Origin of the sequence: Corallococcus terminator (assembly GCF_049194865.1) — a bacterium.
GTDB lineage: Bacteria > Myxococcota > Myxococcia > Myxococcales > Myxococcaceae > Myxococcus > Myxococcus terminator_A.
In genome coordinates this window covers 1-15,360 of sequence record NZ_JBLZWL010000017.1, presented here as the reverse complement: position 1 = coordinate 15,360, position 15,360 = coordinate 1, and the positions used below count along the sequence as shown (strand labels likewise).

The 15,360-nt window shown below is 70.6% G+C and carries 14 protein-coding genes; 7 read left to right on the top strand and 7 right to left on the bottom strand.

Annotated elements, in window-relative coordinates:
• Position 1: 1 nt before the first annotated feature.
• The gene (locus ACN469_RS08710; RefSeq protein WP_498766062.1) at positions 2–568 is read right to left on the bottom strand and encodes a hypothetical protein; all 567 of its coding nucleotides are present in this window, start codon (positions 566–568) and stop codon (positions 2–4) included.
• A complete protein-coding gene (locus ACN469_RS08705; protein WP_498766060.1) occupies positions 558–2,201 on the bottom strand; it encodes a glycosyltransferase family 4 protein in 1,644 nt (547 codons plus the stop codon). The genes ACN469_RS08710 and ACN469_RS08705 overlap by 11 nt, the downstream gene beginning before the upstream one ends.
• Before the next feature lie 119 nt (positions 2,202–2,320).
• Here ACN469_RS08705 and rfbB point away from each other — a divergent pair, with 119 nt between their 5' ends.
• From rfbB to rfbC, 4 genes are read left to right on the top strand one after another with little or no spacing between them, the layout of a single operon-like run.
• Entirely contained in the window at positions 2,321–3,346 is a 1,026-nt protein-coding gene (gene rfbB / locus ACN469_RS08700; protein WP_498766058.1) for a dTDP-glucose 4,6-dehydratase, read from the top strand.
• A gap of 1 nt (position 3,347) precedes the next feature.
• Positions 3,348–4,250, top strand: a complete 903-nt coding sequence (locus ACN469_RS08695) for an SDR family oxidoreductase (protein WP_498766056.1) — start codon at positions 3,348–3,350, stop codon at positions 4,248–4,250.
• Between the two features lie 15 nt (positions 4,251–4,265).
• Positions 4,266–5,147: a glucose-1-phosphate thymidylyltransferase RfbA gene (gene rfbA, locus ACN469_RS08690; RefSeq protein WP_498766054.1), complete on the top strand. Its 882-nt coding sequence runs from the start codon at positions 4,266–4,268 to the stop codon at positions 5,145–5,147.
• A complete protein-coding gene (gene rfbC / locus ACN469_RS08685; protein ID WP_498766052.1) occupies positions 5,144–5,689 on the top strand; it encodes a dTDP-4-dehydrorhamnose 3,5-epimerase in 546 nt (181 codons plus the stop codon). Before rfbA ends, rfbC begins: the two co-directional genes overlap by 4 nt.
• Positions 5,690–5,695: 6 nt before the next feature.
• On the opposite strand, the gene ACN469_RS08680 is transcribed toward rfbC, so the two are convergent.
• Positions 5,696–7,375 carry a hypothetical protein gene (locus ACN469_RS08680; protein ID WP_498766050.1) on the bottom strand — a complete coding sequence of 560 codons (1,680 nt, stop codon included), beginning with the start codon at positions 7,373–7,375 and terminating at the stop codon, positions 5,696–5,698.
• Positions 7,376–7,561: 186 nt separating this feature from the next.
• Positions 7,562–8,344 (bottom strand): AAC(3) family N-acetyltransferase, encoded by a 783-nt coding sequence (locus ACN469_RS08675; protein WP_498766048.1) that lies wholly within the window; start codon positions 8,342–8,344, stop codon positions 7,562–7,564.
• 199 nt (positions 8,345–8,543) lie between these two features.
• Between ACN469_RS08675 and ACN469_RS08670 the strand changes: the two genes are divergently transcribed.
• Entirely contained in the window at positions 8,544–9,569 is a 1,026-nt protein-coding gene (locus ACN469_RS08670; protein ID WP_498766046.1) for an LLM class flavin-dependent oxidoreductase, read from the top strand.
• Positions 9,570–9,721: 152 nt separating this feature from the next.
• Entirely contained in the window at positions 9,722–10,051 is a 330-nt protein-coding gene (locus tag ACN469_RS08665) for a hypothetical protein (protein WP_498766044.1), read from the top strand.
• 101 nt (positions 10,052–10,152) lie between these two features.
• Here ACN469_RS08665 and ACN469_RS08660 read toward each other — a convergent pair whose 3' ends face one another.
• Genes ACN469_RS08660 through ACN469_RS08650 form a run of 3 tightly spaced genes read right to left on the bottom strand, consistent with a single transcriptional unit; the run spans position 10,153 to position 14,603 of the window.
• Positions 10,153–12,024, bottom strand: a complete 1,872-nt coding sequence (locus ACN469_RS08660) for a serine/threonine protein kinase (protein WP_498766042.1) — start codon at positions 12,022–12,024, stop codon at positions 10,153–10,155.
• 34 nt (positions 12,025–12,058) lie between these two features.
• The gene (locus tag ACN469_RS08655; RefSeq protein WP_498766040.1) at positions 12,059–13,054 is read right to left on the bottom strand and encodes a hypothetical protein; all 996 of its coding nucleotides are present in this window, start codon (positions 13,052–13,054) and stop codon (positions 12,059–12,061) included.
• Positions 13,044–14,603 (bottom strand): PEGA domain-containing protein, encoded by a 1,560-nt coding sequence (locus ACN469_RS08650; protein ID WP_498766038.1) that lies wholly within the window; start codon positions 14,601–14,603, stop codon positions 13,044–13,046. The genes ACN469_RS08655 and ACN469_RS08650 overlap by 11 nt, the downstream gene beginning before the upstream one ends.
• Positions 14,604–14,813: 210 nt before the next feature.
• On the opposite strand from ACN469_RS08650, the gene ACN469_RS08645 reads away from it, so the two are divergent.
• Positions 14,814–15,360, top strand: a 547-nt coding sequence (locus ACN469_RS08645) for a YihY/virulence factor BrkB family protein (RefSeq protein ID WP_498766036.1), incomplete at its 3' end; no start/stop codon positions are given.

Here is a 15,360-nt window from a genome sequence, read left to right as displayed (position 1 = left end):
ACTAGCGCCGGTTCGAGCGATGGCGCCGCGATGAGCCGCCCGTGGGGCGGTCAGTGGAGTCGCTGTCGCCTTGTCGTGGAGCCGGTGGTGAAGCGGAGTCGTGAGTGACTTGCGAGGGCGCCGGTGGGGCGACCGCGCCCTCGATGCGCGCCAGGCGGCGCTCCACCTCCTGCCTCCAGGTGGCCTGGGTGCGTGCGTGCTCGCGCTGGACGTCATGGATGGTGGCGAGCGCATCGAGAATGGACTCGTTGAACTCCACCTGCTTGCGGAGCGACTCGTTGATGAACGGCTGGAAGACGAGACGGAAGGCCCTCTTCGCGAGCACGAGCGCCAGGCCCGACACTCCGCCACGGTGTGACGTCACCGGACCGGCGTAGCGGCTGTCCATCTTCCCGCGTGCCTCCTGGAGCAGCGCGGGCCAGGGCGTGGAAGTGGCGGGACGCGCGGACGCCTCCAGCGTCTGGCGCAGGGCCTCGAGCGCTTCGGCGGTGGGCTCCGGCAGCTTCTGCGTCTCCTTCGCCACGGCTTCGGGCGAGGGAGCACGGGTCAACAGGTCCTCAGCGCGCACGGCCGTCACCTCGAACGGAGGAGAGTACTTTCGACAGCGTCATGAGGGTCTCCTCGGGGCGTGATGGCTCCAGCCGCACCAGCCTGTCACCCAGGTGACGGCGCGCGGCCTCCAGCACCGTCGACGAATGCTCGGCTGTGTACATCCCCAAGGCCCTCGCGCCCACGTGCGGCATCAGCGCCTGGGCCGAGAGCGAATCCACCCCCAGCAAGATGACCGTCTCCGGGGACACGCGCACCGCGGTCTCCAGCGAGGAGGAGCCGGGCAGCGCCCCAGGCCCTCTGCCCACGGGCTGGTCTGGCGTGAAGTGCCACACGGACACGCCCTCCACCTGCTCGGGGCCGACCTCCAGCGAAGCCTCGGCACCACGAGGTCGGAGCGCGAGGACGCGTGCCCCAGGCAGCTGCTCCGCCAGCTGACGTGTCAGCCGCGACGCCGCGTCCTCGGGCCGCACGGTGTACCCCGGGCACACCAGCTCCACGGCGACGTGCTCGCGCGAAGCCAATGCCGAGGGCGCCTCTGTCGGGCGCGACGTCAGCAGGGCGTCGAAGGCCTCACGGACCTGCTCGGCCACGCGCGCTTGCGAGAGGGCCTGGAGCCGTGCCCGCTGCGCCTCGAGCACCTGCGCTCGCAGCCCCGGGCTCCGGTCCAGCACCGCGAGCAGCTCCGCCACCTCCGCCGGGTCGTCCGACAGCGTCGCGAGCCCCGCGCCGCCCATCGTCTCCGGCACGGCCGCCGCGCCGTAGGCGACGACGGGCACGCTCCGGTACATCGCCTCCAGCAAGGGCACGCCGAAGCCTTCGTGCCGGCTCATGGAGAGATACGCCGACGCGGTGGCGAAGCACGCGGAGAGCTGCGCCGCGCTCACCCGGCCCAGGAAGAGGACGCGCTCCGCGCCGAGCACCTCCTTGAGCCCGTGCAGGTACGCACCATATGCGCCATCCCGATGCAGATACCCGGCGACGACCAGCCGGCTGCGCGGTTGGTACAGCCGCTGGTACGCGGTGAAGACGCGCAGCACGTCGTCCACCTTCTTGCTGGGCACGGCCCGCCCGACGAAGAGGACGTTGGAGAAACCATCGCTCAGCTCCGCGAGCAGCGCGGGGTCCGGCGCCGTGTCGAAGGCGCTCCAGTCGATGGCGAACGGCAGCGTCGACACCGACGCGTAGTCCGCCGCCACCAGCTCCTCCGCGCTGAAGCGCGAGTAGGCGAACGCCCGCTCGACGTGAGGGCGAAGCTCGAGCAGCTCGTCCCGGGCGGCGTCGCACGCGGCGGCCACCTTGCGCTCGAACCCCTCGAACAGCCGGGCAGGCGTCACGTTGTGGTACACGAGCACCTTGCGACCAGGCGCCCGGGCGATGAGCGGCACCAGCCGGGACTGGAAGCTGTGATGCACGAGCAGCACGGAGTCCGGGCGGGCGTGCTTCGCATGCTCGCGGACGTGCCGGACCTGGTCCTTGCACGCGTCATCCCAGTCCTCGGCGAAAATCTCCGAGGCGAACCCCCAGCTCCGCAAGAGGCCCTGGAGGTAACGCACCTGGTTGCCCACCGCGTCTCCCCAGGCGAGCCGTGGAAGGAGCTGGTGGACTTCCCGGGGCGGCGATGCCGGGGGGCTGTGTCTGGATGCGCTCACGCCCGGCTCCCTTAGCGCCGCGAGGGGGAGCACACAAGCCCGAGCCCCCTGGCGCCTTGACCGTCGCCGACCCCTCCGATACGCAGGCACCCTCTCTGAGCAGTCGAGGCCCGCGGCACATGAACGTATTGGTGACAGGAGGGTGTGGCTTCATCGGCTCCAACCTCGTGAGGTACCTGCGACGCGAGCGACCCGAGTGGACCGTGGTCAACCTCGACCAGCTCACGTACGCGGGCAACCTGGAGAACCTGTCGGACCTCGAGGGGGACCCCCGCCACGTCTTCGTCCGAGGCGACATCGGCGACCGCGCGCTGGTGGAGCAACTGCTGTCCACGCACGCCATCGACGCCGTGCTGCACCTGGCCGCCGAGAGCCACGTGGACCGCTCCATCCTGGGGCCCGAGGTGTTCATCACGACCAACGTGCTGGGCACCCAGCGGCTCCTGGAGGCCTGCCGCGCCTGGCGCGTGAAGCGCTTCGTCATGGTCTCCACGGACGAGGTCTACGGCTCGCTGGGCCCCACGGGTGCCTTCACCGAGGCCTCGCCGCTCCAGCCCTCCAGCCCCTACTCGGCGAGCAAGACGAGCTCGGACCTGGTGGCGCTCGCGTACCACCACACGTTCGGCATGGACGTCGTGGTGACGCGGTGCTCGAACAACTACGGGCGCTACCAGTTCCCGGAGAAGTTGATTCCGCTCATGGTGGTCAACGCGCTGCACGACAAGCCGCTGCCGGTGTACGGCGATGGCGCGAACGTGCGCGACTGGCTGCACGTGGAGGACCACTGTCAGGCATTGCTGCGCGCGCTGGAGCAGGGCCGGGCGGGCGAGGTGTACAACATCGGCGGCGGGGCGGAGCGGCGCAACATCGACATCGTGAAGGCCATCCTCGGGCTGGTGGGCAAGCCGGAGTCGCTCATCCAGTACGTGAAGGATCGCCCGGGACACGACCGGCGCTACGCCATCGACCCGTCGAAGGTTCGCGCGGAGCTGGGCTGGACGCCCGCGCACACGTTCGAGCAGGGGCTGGCGGAGACGGTGCGCTGGTACGTGGACCACCCCGCGTGGTGGCAGCGGGTGATGAGCGGCGCCTATCGGCAGTACTTCGAGACGCAGTACAGCGGTCGTCTCCAGGGGAGGGCGTGACATGCGCGTGCTCGTGACGGGCTCCAACGGTCTGGTGGGCAGCCGCGCCTGTGCGCTGCTGGAGCAGCGGGGCCACACGGTGGTGGGCCTGGGGCGAGGGCCCCGGCGCACGGGCGGCGAGTACGGCTACGTATCCGTGGACCTGACGCGAGAGGCGGACGTCTCCGCCGCGCTGGAGGCCGCCGCGCCCGAGGTCATCATCCACTGCGCGTCCATGACGGAGGTGGACGCCTGCGAGAAGGACCCGGAGGCGGCCTACGCCGGCAACGTGAGCGCGACGGCGGCGGTGGCTCGCGGGGCGCGCAAGGCCGGAGCGCACCTGGTGCATGTGTCCACCGACTACGTCTTCGACGGTGACGCGGGCCCCTACGACGAAGCCGCCATCCCGAATCCGCGCGGCGTCTACGCGGTGACGAAGCACATGGGCGAGCAGGCGGCGCGGACGCTCGCGCCCGGCTGCGCGATTGCCCGGACGGCGGTGGTGTATGGCTGGCCTCCGGTGGAGGGACGGCTCAACTTCGGCGCGTGGCTGGTGACGAATCTGGAGAAGGGGCAGCCCGCGCGGCTGTTCGAGGACCAGGTCGTCTCGCCCAGCCTCGCGGACAACGTGGCGGCGATGCTGGTGGAGCTGGGCGAGCGCAAGCTCGGCGGCGTGTGGAATACGTGTGGCGGCACCGTCGTCGACCGGGTGACCTACGGACGGGCGCTGTGCGAGGTGTTCGGGTTCGACGCGAAGCTCGTCATCCCCACGCGCATGGCGGAGCTGAAGCTGCCCAGCCCCCGGCCGCTGAAGGGCGGGCTCAGGACGGACAAGGTCCGCACGGAGCTGGCGGCGAAACCCCTGGAACTGGCCGAGTCGCTGGCGCGCTTCCACGCGACGTGGAAGGCCGCGCGCGGGCACTGACGTCGAGAGGTGGATATGAAGGGCATCATCCTGGCAGGCGGCTCGGGCACCCGGCTGTACCCACTGACCCGCGTGGTCAGCAAGCAGCTGCTGCCGGTGCACGACAAGCCGATGATCTACTACCCGCTCAGCACGCTGATGTTGGCGGGCATCCGTGACGTGCTCATCATCTCCACGCCGCAGGACCTGCCGCGCTTCCGGGAGCTGCTGGGCGACGGCACGCAGTGGGGCATGCGCTTCGAGTACGCGGAGCAGCCCCGGCCGGACGGACTGGCGCAGGCGTTCGTCATCGGCCGCGACTTCGTGGGCAAGGACCCCGTGTCGCTCATCCTGGGCGACAACATCTTCTACGGGCACGGGCTGAGCGGCATGGTGCGCGGCGCGGCGAAGCGCGCGGCGGGCGCCACCGTGTTCGGCTACTACGTGAAGGACCCGGAGCGCTACGGCGTGGTGGAGCTGGACGCGAACAGGCGGGCGGTGAGCCTGGAAGAGAAGCCGCTCAAGCCGAAGTCGAACTACGCCGTCACCGGGCTGTACTTCTACGACAACCAGGTGCTCGACATCGCCGCCGCGCTCAAGCCGAGCAAGCGGGGCGAGCTGGAGATCACCGACGTGAACGCCGAGTACCTGCGTCGCGGGCAGCTCGACGTGGAGCTGATGGGGCGCGGGTACGCGTGGCTGGACACGGGGACGCACAGCTCGCTGATGGAGGCGTCCAACTTCATTGAGATCATCGAGCGGCGGCAGGGCCTCAAGGTGTCGTGCCCTGAGGAGATTGCGTACCGGATGGACTACATCGACGCGAAGCAACTGGTGACGCTGGCGGAGCCGATGCGCAAGAACGAGTACGGGCAATATCTGCTGGCCCTCGCGGAGAGCAAGGGTGCGGTGTCATGAAGGTGACGCCGCTGGAGATTCCGGAGCTGTTGCTGGTGGAGCCGAAGGTCTTCGGTGACGACCGGGGCTTCTTCATGGAGCTGTTCCACGCGAAGCGCTACGCCGACGCGGGCATCCCCGGGCCCTTCGTGCAGGACAACTACTCGCGCTCCGCGCGGGGCACGCTGCGCGGGCTGCACTTCCAGGAGCCGCAAGGGCAGGGGAAGCTGGTGCAGGTGTTCGTGGGCAGCGTGTACGACGTCGCGGTCGACGTCCGGCGCGGCTCGCCGACGTTCGGCCAGTGGGTGGCGTTGGAGCTGTCCGCGGAGAACCGGCGCCAGCTCTGGATTCCGCCCGGCTTCGCCCATGGCTTCTGCGTGACGAGCGACACCGCCGACTTCCATTACAAGTGCACGACGCTGTACGCGCCGGAGACGGAGCGCTGCGTCGCGTGGGACGACCCGGACCTCGCCATCCCCTGGCCGGTGTCCGAGCCGGTGATGTCTCCCAAGGACCTGCGCGCCCCTCGCCTCAAGGACGCGCCGGTGCTGCCCTCGCTGTAGTCGCGGCTACAGGCTCTTCAAGAACTCCACCAGCTCCGCGCGCTGCGCCGCATCCGGCACATAGATGGGGTGGGGTGCCTTGTCACCGCGCGCCGGATCCAACAGCGACGCCAGCCCCACCACGGAGCTGTCGTGGAGGAAGCGGTCCTTCCTCCCCAGGTCGAGCAGCAGCGGCATGGCGGAGCCACGCGGCTCGCCTCGGCGGCTGGCCTCCACGACGACCGTCTTGTCGTCGAAGATGGTGGCCGGGTCGTCCTGGATGGGCGCGAAGGCGATGGGGCGCACGCCGGCCTCTTGCGGACGCTGGGCAATCACCGTGGGGTTGTAGCCCGGGAAGAGCGTCGCCATCGGCACGATGAAGGACGGGACGCGCCGGGTCTGGTCCACGTTGTGGCAGCGGGTGCACCGCGCGGCGAACTGCTCCTTGCCGCGCGCGGCCAGGGTGGCGTCGAAGGCCCCCGGTGCCGGCGCCGCGAGGCCGTCGGTGTACGCGTTCAAGTCTCGCAGCGCGTCCTCGTTCACCCGCAGGCCCACCGGGGCCTCTTCCGTCCCCGCCTTGTCCGTGAGCAGCGTCGCCGTGATGTAGGGGAAGCCCTCGCCCACCACTCCGCCCTTTCCCTGGACCTGGGTGTCCTTGAGGATGGTGAGGTAGTCGTCCGCCAGCTCGTTGCCCGCGGCCACGCCGCCCAGGGCCCTGAGGAACGCGCGGCCATCCGGCGTCACCAGGCTCGTCGGGTCCAACAGCGCGGTGTAGACGAGGTTGTTGAAGTTCTCGAGCCGGGCGATATCGCCGGGAGTCCCCCACGGCGCCGCCAGGTCCGTCCGGAAGAAGGGCGCGATGTGCTGCTGCGCGCCCGTGCCGTCCGGCGCGTCGTCGAAGGTCCCCAGCGGATAGAAGGCCGGGTTGCTCACGAGCGCATCGGCCTGCGCCTCGGTGGACGTCTCGGTGAGCCCCTGGTCCGACGGCGCTCGGCCGATGGACTTGTTCCCGTTGGCGGCGAGCTTCACCTGGAGCAGCGGGTAGAACGCGCGCGTGTTGGCGGCGAGCGCGAAGATGCCACCGACGTTGAGGTTGTGCGGCGTGAGCCCGTCGATCTGCTTGCCGACGGAGCCGCCCCCCAGGTTGTTCGGAGACTTCACCACCGAGCCGTCGGTGATGGCGTGGCACAGCGCGCAGCTCACGCCGACCTTGTCGCCCGTGGCGACGTCCAGCTTGCCGTCGCCGTTGGTGTCCTTCACCACGACGCCAATCACCGCGTTGGCATTGAGCAGCAGCAGCGTGGTGGCCGGGTCATTGAGCAGCGGCCCGCTGGTGCCTTGGCTCGCCAGCTCGTTCGCCACCGCCGTCTTCGTGGCGTCGTCCAGCGCCTCCACGTTGACGCTCAGGCCCGCTTGCAGCGCCTGCACGGGCGTGAGCCTCGCGGCGACGATGCCCGCGGGCAGTCTCGCGGCGTCCGTCCAGAAGCCCTCGTTGCCGAAGGTCTCGAAGCGGAACACCTGCTGACCTCGCGTCGCGTCGCCCCCCGTCAGCCGCGGCAGGTCCGGCCCCTGGTCCACGGGGCCGTCCTTCGTCTGGTTCTGATTGACGGAGTCGCCGCTGTCCTTGCTTTTCGAACAGGCCACCTGCGAGGTGGCCAGGGCCGCGGCGAGAAATACCCAGCCGACATGCCCGTGAGTCTTGTTCATCCCATCCCCCAATGCTGACGCGCTTCAAAGCGCGCTGCTAATGAGGCACCGCGCGCGCGCCAGGCACGTGCATTTCGCGCGCGCGATGGGGGCCGTCACCTCCGCGACACCCGGGCTGATCCCCAGTGCGCGGTTCAGCCCTGGAGTGCCAGGCGTCTTTCGCCACCTGACGCTTTCGCCGCGCGCTCAGGTCGCGACGCCGGTGACGCTCCCGCGCGCCGCGTCGCATTCCCCGCAGCCGTTGTCCGGCGCACAGAGGAACGTGAGCGGCGCCACGGTGAGCTGGTCCACCGCGAGGGGCACGAGCGCGCGGGAGTCGAACAGTCGCGCGTGTGCATGGCCCACCGGCCCCTCGCGCTGGAGGCCGCGTGCACGGAGCCAGTCGTCGGCGAGCCGAAAGCCCTGGCAGCAGTGGTCCGTCTCCGGAATCATCACCGTGCCCACAGCGCCGTCGACCTCGACGACGCAGGGATGGGAGATGGAGTAGGGCACCTTCGCCAGCGCCTCCGCGAGGTGCAGCGTCGTGTCCTCCGAGTGCGTCACGCCGAGCAGGAGGACCTGGCCGCCCAGGTCATGCACCCGGCCCACCGGACTGTCGGGGCCGTGCGGAGGGGCGAGGGGCTGTGGCCGGCAGATGTCCGCCGCGTGCGGGCCCTCTGCGGCGAACGAGCCCCCGGGGTGCGTGCTGCGGGTGACTCCGGGCTGTCGCCAGAACAGCTCCGCGGTGATGCCCATGTCCGTGGTCGGGGTGGACACCGGGTCGAACACCGACTCCCCGTCGGTCATCGTGGGCATGACCAGCGTGCCCGCCGGGCCGAGCGCCGAGCGCAACGCGCCAATCAACCCGAGAGGGCCTCCCTCGACGGGCCGCACCGCCTTGAAGGACGTGTGGACCAGGAGCACGCCCCCCTCGCGGACGCCCAGGGTCTGGAGCTGCTCCACCACTTCCCGCTGACTGAGCTCGCGCATGGACACCGGGAGATTCTACCGGGCCGGGCGCCAGGTCGCCTCCCGTGAGGGCCCCATCTCGCGAGGGAGCGTCCAAGCCCTCCCGCGTTTCCCGTGCGCTCCCCCGCGTCCCCGGTTAACGGTGGGACGCCGGGGGTGGTGCCGCCCGGGACGGGACGGGCCCGTCCTCCGTTCCGCGTGCATGCCCTGGGGTCCCTCGATGATTCCCTTCTCCGTTCTCGACCTCTCCCCCATCCGCCAGGGCAGCGACGCCGGTGACGCCCTGCGCGGCACGCTGGACCTGGCGCGCCACGCGGAGCGCTGGGGCTACCGACGCTTCTGGCTCGCCGAGCACCACAACATGACGGGCATCGCCAGCGCGGCCACCGCCGTCGTCATCGGCCATGTCGCGCAGGGCACCTCCAGCATCCGCGTGGGCGCTGGCGGCATCATGCTCCCCAACCACTCGCCGCTCGTCATCGCCGAGCAGTTCGGCACGCTGGAGACGCTGTACCCTGGCCGCATCGACCTGGGCCTGGGCCGCGCTCCCGGCACGGACCAGCGCACCGCCTCCGCCCTGCGGCGAAGCCGCGTGGACTCCTCCGATGCGTTCCCCCAGGACGTCGCGGAGCTGCAGGCCTACTTCCAGGAGCCGGAGCCCCAGCAAGCCGTGCGCGCGGTGCCCGGCATGGGCCTGAAGGTGCCGCTGTGGCTCCTGGGCTCCAGCCTCTTCAGCGCGCAGCTCGCCGCCGCCATGGGCCTGCCCTTCGCGTTCGCCTCGCACTTCGCGCCGCAGCAGATGATGACGGCCCTGCGCCTGTATCGCAGCCAGTTCCGTCCGTCGGAGGCCCTCCAGAAGCCCTACGCGATGCTGGGCATCAACGTCTTCGCCGCCGACACCGAGGCCCAGGCCCAGCGCCTCTTCACGTCGCTGCTGCAGGCGTTCGTCAACCTGCGGCGCGGTCGGCCGGGCCAGCTTCCCGCGCCCGTGGAGACCATGGACGGGCGCATCACCGAGTATGAGCTGGCGGAGGTCGAGTCCATGCTGGCCTGCTCCATCGTCGGCGACCCGGAGCAGGTGGGCGAGGGACTGCGCTCCTTCATCGCCGAGACGCAACCCGACGAGCTGATGGTCACCGCGCAGATCTTCGACCACGCCGCGCGACTGCGCTCGTATGAGCTGCTCTCGCAGGTGCACGCGAAGCTGTCGCTCGATGCGAAGCCCGCGACGTCCGTCGGCGGGTGAGCCGGCGCGGGCGCTCGGGAGGTGACTGCCGGGCGCGTCCGGTTCGAGACAGCCGAGGCATGTGACAGCAGATTTCGGGCGCCGGAGGGACTTCATCGGAAGTCAGGGGTTATGCATGATGCGGGAGTTCCACCTCTGCTCAGGAGTCCCCCATGAACGCCGCCCGTATCCTCGCCACGCTGACCGCCTGCTTCTCCCTGTCCCTCCTGGCCTGCGGAGGCGGTGAGCCCACCGCGGAGGTCCCCGAGACGGAGGCCCCGGTGAGCAGCGTGGAGCAGGGCATCGGTTACCCGCCGTCCTGCAGGAGCGGCGACACGCTCATCTACTGGGTGGAGAACGTGCAGGCCTGTGTCCAGAAGTGCGGTACCACGCGCGTTCAGGGGCAACCGGCGACGCAGTACGCGGCCTGTCAGTCGAACATCTCCGGGACGAGGACGCTCATCAACGTGCGTCACTGCATCCCGGGCTGCAGCCTGGAGTAGTCGTTACACCGCGCGCTGAGCTAGCGCGCGGCCTCCGGTCCGCTCTGGCTCGTGGCACCTCTTGGGCCACGAGCCAGAGCGGATGTGGAGGAGCGCTCCCGCTAGTCGGACGTCTCGGGCGGGAGATCCCCGTTGCACCGGGTGATGCCTCGGTGCGCCGCACTCAGGTTCTCATAGTCCCGTGCCACCGCCTGGTAGAGCTTGATGGCCTCCTTGCAGCGACCCTCGGCTTCCCGGGCCCGAGCGCGCGCCATCCGCTTCGTCGCATCCTCTATCTTCGCTCCCAGCTCCGCGAGCTTCGGCTCGACGACGTCCAGCCCCACGCTCTTGGCCAGCTCGTACTTCGCCGCGGCCTTGGACAGCTCGCCATCGCTGAAGTCGTCGCCAATCTCGATGAGCCGGAGCTGGGCGTTCTCCTTCAGATGCTTCAGCGCCGCGATGTCCGCGGCCGCGGCGACGGCCTCTGTGGGCGCTGGCGCATTCTCTCCGGGGGCCTGCTCCTGGGTCGCGGGGGCCTCTTCGACAGGCGGAGGCCCTCGGGGGGGCGGGGGAGGACGCGGAGGCGGGCCGTGCGGCGGAGGATGCGGGGGCGGGTGCCCGTCCCCCATGCCGTAGGGGCCCGGAGGTCCGTGTCCGTCCACCGGCGGTGGGCCGCGCAGGGCAATCACGCCGAACCCGCCCGCGAGCAGCGCGCCAGCGACGCTCAGGGCCAGCACCCAGCCAGGGCGCCCGCTCGGCGGCGGTGCATACGGAGAGACCGCGTGCGCCGTCTTGTCGAACCCGTCCCTCGCGGCGGGGCGCTGGGGAAGCTCGGGCATGCCCGGCGCGGGCTGCGTCAGCGGGATGGGGGCCACGCGCCCGGTGTTGTAGAGGCCCGGGTCGATGGGGGGCGGCGTCGGCACCGAGGCGCCGCGCAGCATCGTGTCCTCGGTGCCGTCGCCGTAGATCATGGTGCCCGGTGAGGACGTCTCAGTCGCACCCGGCCTCACCACGGGGCTGACGCCGCTGATGGCGGGCCGGCCGGACATCGTGGGCAGCGCGTTGCTCAGGTCCCCGGCGAACGCCTCCATCGTGGTGTAGCGCTCCACGCGCTTCTTCGCGGTGGCCTTCTGGATGACCGCGTCGAGCGCGGGCATGTCCAGGTCCGGGAACACGTCCACCAGCCGGGGAACGGCCTGGTTCACCTGCTTCTGCATGATGTCCGCGACGCTCGTCCCGTCGAACGGCTGCACGCCGGTGAGCAGTTCGAAGAGCACCACGCCCACCGCGTAGATATCCGCGCGCGCGTCCACGTCCTGCCCCATGGCCTGCTCGGGGGACATGTACCGGGGCGTGCCAGCCACCGCGCCCTGCGCCGTCAGGCGCGTGGCTCCGTCGGCGATGCGGGCGATGCCGAAGTCCAGCACCTTCACGTGCCAGCCGCGCATGCCCTGCCGGACCATGACGTTCTCCGGCTTCAAGTCACGGTGCACCACCCCGCGCGCGTGCGCGTACGCCAGCACGTCCGCGACCTGGAGGATGATGTCCCCGGCCTCATGCAGGCTCAGCCGGCCCACTTTCGTCAGCAGGCGCTTGAGGTCGTCGCCCTCCACGTACTCCATGGAGATGTAGAGGTTGCCCTCCTCGTCCTGTCCGAAGTCATGCAACGTCACCGCGTTGGGGTGACCCACGCGCGCGTAGCTCTTCGCCTCGTTGAGGAAGCGCCGCGCGACGTCCGGGTCCAACGACAGGTTGCTGTTGAGGAACTTCATCGCGACCTGCTGCCCGATGCCCACCTGCTCCGCGAGGTACACGGAGCCCATGCCGCCCTGGCCCAGCCGCTTGATGACTCGGTAGCGGCCCGCCACCGTGCGGCCCAGCATCCGGTCCACCTGCGGGGCGACCTTCAGCTGCTCGGTGCTTCCGCACCCCGGGCAGGCACCGCCCCAGGTGTCGTGCTCCGTCTCGCACCGCTGACAGATGAAGAGGGCCATCCAAGTCTTTCCTGACCGCGAGGTGGGTGCGACGTCAGCGTGACGGGGGCGCGGCGTAGCGCTGGAAGAGCAGCCGCTCCAGCTCACGCGCGCCGTCCTCCTTCGACGTGCGCTGCGCCACCGCCGCGCGCAGCAGGTCCGTGCGAGGGTCCTCCGGCAGCTCCGTCTCCATCACCGACAGGGCCCCCCGCAGGTCACCGGCGCGCTGGAGCGCCGCCGCGCGCCACACCCGGTACTCCGTCACGCCCGGCGCCGCCGAGGCCGCCTTGGCGAACAGCCCCTCCGCGCTCTTCGAGTCTCCGCCCTGAAGCACGGCCAGGCCGTCCAGGAACAGGCCCTGCGCGGGGGACTGGGGCGCGGCCTCGCCGGTGTCCTTCGCCTGGTCCAACAGCTCGCGTCCGGCGCGCAGTCGCTCCGTCTCCAGCGCCTCGCCCTTCAGCGCGCGCTGGTGCACGTCCTCCGCGGCGGCGCGGCTCGCGGTGCTCAGGCGCGTGCCCATCTCCGCCAGGTCCGTGCCCAGGTAGCCCTCCGTCACCAGCGTGCGCAGCTTCTCACCCGCGCTTCCCGCGCCCATGAGCGTGCCGGCCTCCAGCGCCTCGAAGAAGTCGGACTTCAGCTCTACGTGCCGCGCCGTCAGGTCCGCGGGCACCTGGGCCTTCTTCTTCTTGCGCAGGGCCTTGAGCTGACGCTCGCAAAGGTCCAACTCGCCCTTCGCCTTGGGTCGCTCCTGGATGTCCGGCGCGCTCTTCAGCCAGGCGCGATACGCGGCGCACGCGCCCGCCGTCTCCTTGGCGCCCATGCGCGCGCGCCCCAGGCCCAGGTAGGCCGGCAGCAGCGTGGCGTTCGCCCGCGTGGCCTGGAGGAACACGCGCGAGGACTCCGCGTACTTGCGCTTGTTGTAGAGCTTGGTGCCCTCGGCGACGAGCGCGTCGGCGTTGCCCACCGAGGGGCCCACGAGCGGCTCCGCCCCAGCCACGCCGCACACCAGCAGCGCACACGTCAGCAGCAGTCGGCGCGACTCAGAACGCATAACCCACCCCTCCACGGAAGTTGCTCGTCCCGGCGATCTTGCTCAGCAGCGAGAAGCCCCGCTGGTACGCCACGGAGGCGTAGAGCCCCTCGTAGACGAAGATGCGCGCGGAGGCCTGTCCGGACGCGTGCAAGTCCAACGCGTAGAGGCCGTCCTCGAAGCGGGGCGAGTTGCCGGAGCCATCGTCCTCCTCCTTCGCCAGCGCGCCGCGCACGTCGAGCCCCGCCTGGATGGCGAGGGACACGGGCCCCAGCACGTAGCGCAGCTGGGGCTGGAGCGCGCGCAACGACAACATCTGGACCTTGGTGTTCACCTGCGTGAGCCCGACCACGTTCGGGTTCTGCACGTTCTGCGGCACGTTGACGCCCATGGTCCACACGTCGCCGGTGGAGTACCAGGTGGCGCCCACCAGCATGACGCCGAAGTACTGGCCATAGCGGCCGTACTCCAGGCCCAGTCCCCGCAGCCGGCGCGAGCCCGGCGCGCGCACGCCGCTGCCGCGCACGTCGCTCAGCCCGCCCTCCGTCTTCACCGGCTGCGCGGTCAGCGTGTCGGACGTGAGGCTGGTGAACTCGTAGGCCGCCTCCAGGTAGCTCTGGCGCGCCATGGTGGCATCCTGCCGCCGCTTCATCGCCAGCTTGAAGGCCTGCATCGACGTGGGCTTCAGCTCGCGCTCCAGCGTGTACGTCGCGCCCGGGGCGATATCCGCCTGGACCTCGTGCGGCTCATAGCCCTCGCGCGCCAGGAGCAGAGTGCGAGAGCCGGGCTGGATGCCCTGGTCCACCGCGTCCTTGCCCACCACCTTGCCGTCCACGGAGATCTCCGTGCCCTCTGGCAGGGCCTTCACCACCAGCCGCGCGGGCACCTTCTCCAGGGCCGGCCGCAGCTTCACCTGCTCGCGCGAGGCCACCACGCGCGTCTCCTCCTTGGGCAGGTGCGACGCCAGCTCGAAGCGGAACGTGTGCTCGCCGGGCAGCACCTCCGTGGCGTAGGGCGTGACGCCCATCTTCACCCCGTCGATGAACACCGTCGCGCCCGCGGGCTCCGACACCGCCTCCACCAGCGCGTTGAGGGACAGGAACTTCACCAGCACGCCGGCCAGGGCCTTCTCGAAGGCGGGGTTGCTCGTCTCCGCCTCCGCGCGCGCGCCGCTCTCCGAGCGCACGCTGACGGCGCGGAAGCGGTAGCCCGCGTCGTCCTGGCCCACCCGCACCAGCACCACGCGCTCCAGGCCCAGCGACGCCAGATAGGTCCCCAGGGGCTCCCGGCACCGGGCGCCTCCCGCCAGACAGCCGAGGTCGCCCTCCCGGCCCTGGAGGTGCGAGGCCAGCGCCCCCACTCCGATGACCTGCCGGGGCTTCACGTCACCCGGCAGCAGGCCGGCGATGCCGTCCTCGGTCCGCTTCACCAGGGCGTCCTGCCCTGGGTACATGGGCTGGATGAGCCAGAGGGTGTGGGCCGGGGCCTCGGCGCGGGCTTCGGGGGCGGCGCCGGGTGTCGCGCTGGCGACCAGCGCCAGGCTGACACTCAGGAGAGAGGCGACGAACATTGCGTCCTCGGGGCGGGCTGAGGCGGTGAGTCCCGTGTGCCCGGATAGGGCGAGAAACGGGCGCCGGGTGTTTTTTAGCGGATGAAATGTTTTTCAGGAAGTCGGCTCCCCGAGGGCGGAGCAGCCAGGGAGGCTGCCCATCCGGGCAGGGGCGCCACCGAGGGACCGCATGGCCATCTTCCCCTGGGCTTACATGTGCGAGGGGGCGAGATGGTCCTGCCGGGCAAGGGCATGGGGTGGTGGGAGTTCTTCAAGCTCTTGAAGGACGAGTGGAAACGCGACGATGTCGGCGACGTCGCGGGGGCCTTGACGTTCCGCGCCATCCTGGCGTTGTTCCCCTTCCTCCTGTTCCTCGTGTCGCTGGCGGGCGTCCTCATCGACCCGAACCAGGCCCAGGTGCTCATCCAGGAGCTGGGCAAGGTGGCCCCCAAGGAGGTGACGACCATCCTGGGGGAGCGCATCCAGGCGCTGGCGGACAGCAACCCGGTGGGGCTCTTGACGGTAGGTGGCGTGGGAGCCATCTGGGCGGCCTCCGGGGGCATCGTCGCGTTGATGACCGCGCTGAACACGGCCTATGGCGTCGAGGAAACGCGCCCGGTGTGGAAGCTTCGGCTCATCGCGGTGACGGCGACGCTGGTGGCCGCGGTGGTGGCCATCTTCGCGGCGCTGGCGGCCGTGGCCACGCCCGCGCTGGCCAGCAAGCTGCCAGGCCCCATGTCCACGGTGGCGCTGTGGCTGCGCCTGCCCGTGGCGGGCC

Excerpts from the sequence above, each read along its gene's own strand:
- ACN469_RS08665 (WP_498766044.1), top strand. The coding sequence starts at position 9,722 with ATGAACGCCGCCCGTATCCTCGCCACGCTGACCGCCTGCTTCTCCCTG.
- rfbA (WP_498766054.1), top strand. The coding sequence starts at position 4,266 with ATGAAGGGCATCATCCTGGCAGGCGGCTCGGGCACCCGGCTGTACCCA.
- ACN469_RS08660 (WP_498766042.1), bottom strand. The coding sequence starts at position 12,024 with ATGGCCCTCTTCATCTGTCAGCGGTGCGAGACGGAGCACGACACCTGG.
- ACN469_RS08680 (WP_498766050.1), bottom strand. The coding sequence starts at position 7,375 with ATGAACAAGACTCACGGGCATGTCGGCTGGGTATTTCTCGCCGCGGCC.
- ACN469_RS08655 (WP_498766040.1), bottom strand. The coding sequence starts at position 13,054 with ATGCGTTCTGAGTCGCGCCGACTGCTGCTGACGTGTGCGCTGCTGGTG.
- ACN469_RS08695 (WP_498766056.1), top strand. The coding sequence starts at position 3,348 with ATGCGCGTGCTCGTGACGGGCTCCAACGGTCTGGTGGGCAGCCGCGCC.
- ACN469_RS08675 (WP_498766048.1), bottom strand. The coding sequence starts at position 8,344 with ATGCGCGAGCTCAGTCAGCGGGAAGTGGTGGAGCAGCTCCAGACCCTG.
- ACN469_RS08670 (WP_498766046.1), top strand. The coding sequence starts at position 8,544 with ATGATTCCCTTCTCCGTTCTCGACCTCTCCCCCATCCGCCAGGGCAGC.
- rfbB (WP_498766058.1), top strand. The coding sequence starts at position 2,321 with ATGAACGTATTGGTGACAGGAGGGTGTGGCTTCATCGGCTCCAACCTC.
- ACN469_RS08650 (WP_498766038.1), bottom strand. The coding sequence starts at position 14,603 with ATGTTCGTCGCCTCTCTCCTGAGTGTCAGCCTGGCGCTGGTCGCCAGC.
- rfbC (WP_498766052.1), top strand. The coding sequence starts at position 5,144 with ATGAAGGTGACGCCGCTGGAGATTCCGGAGCTGTTGCTGGTGGAGCCG.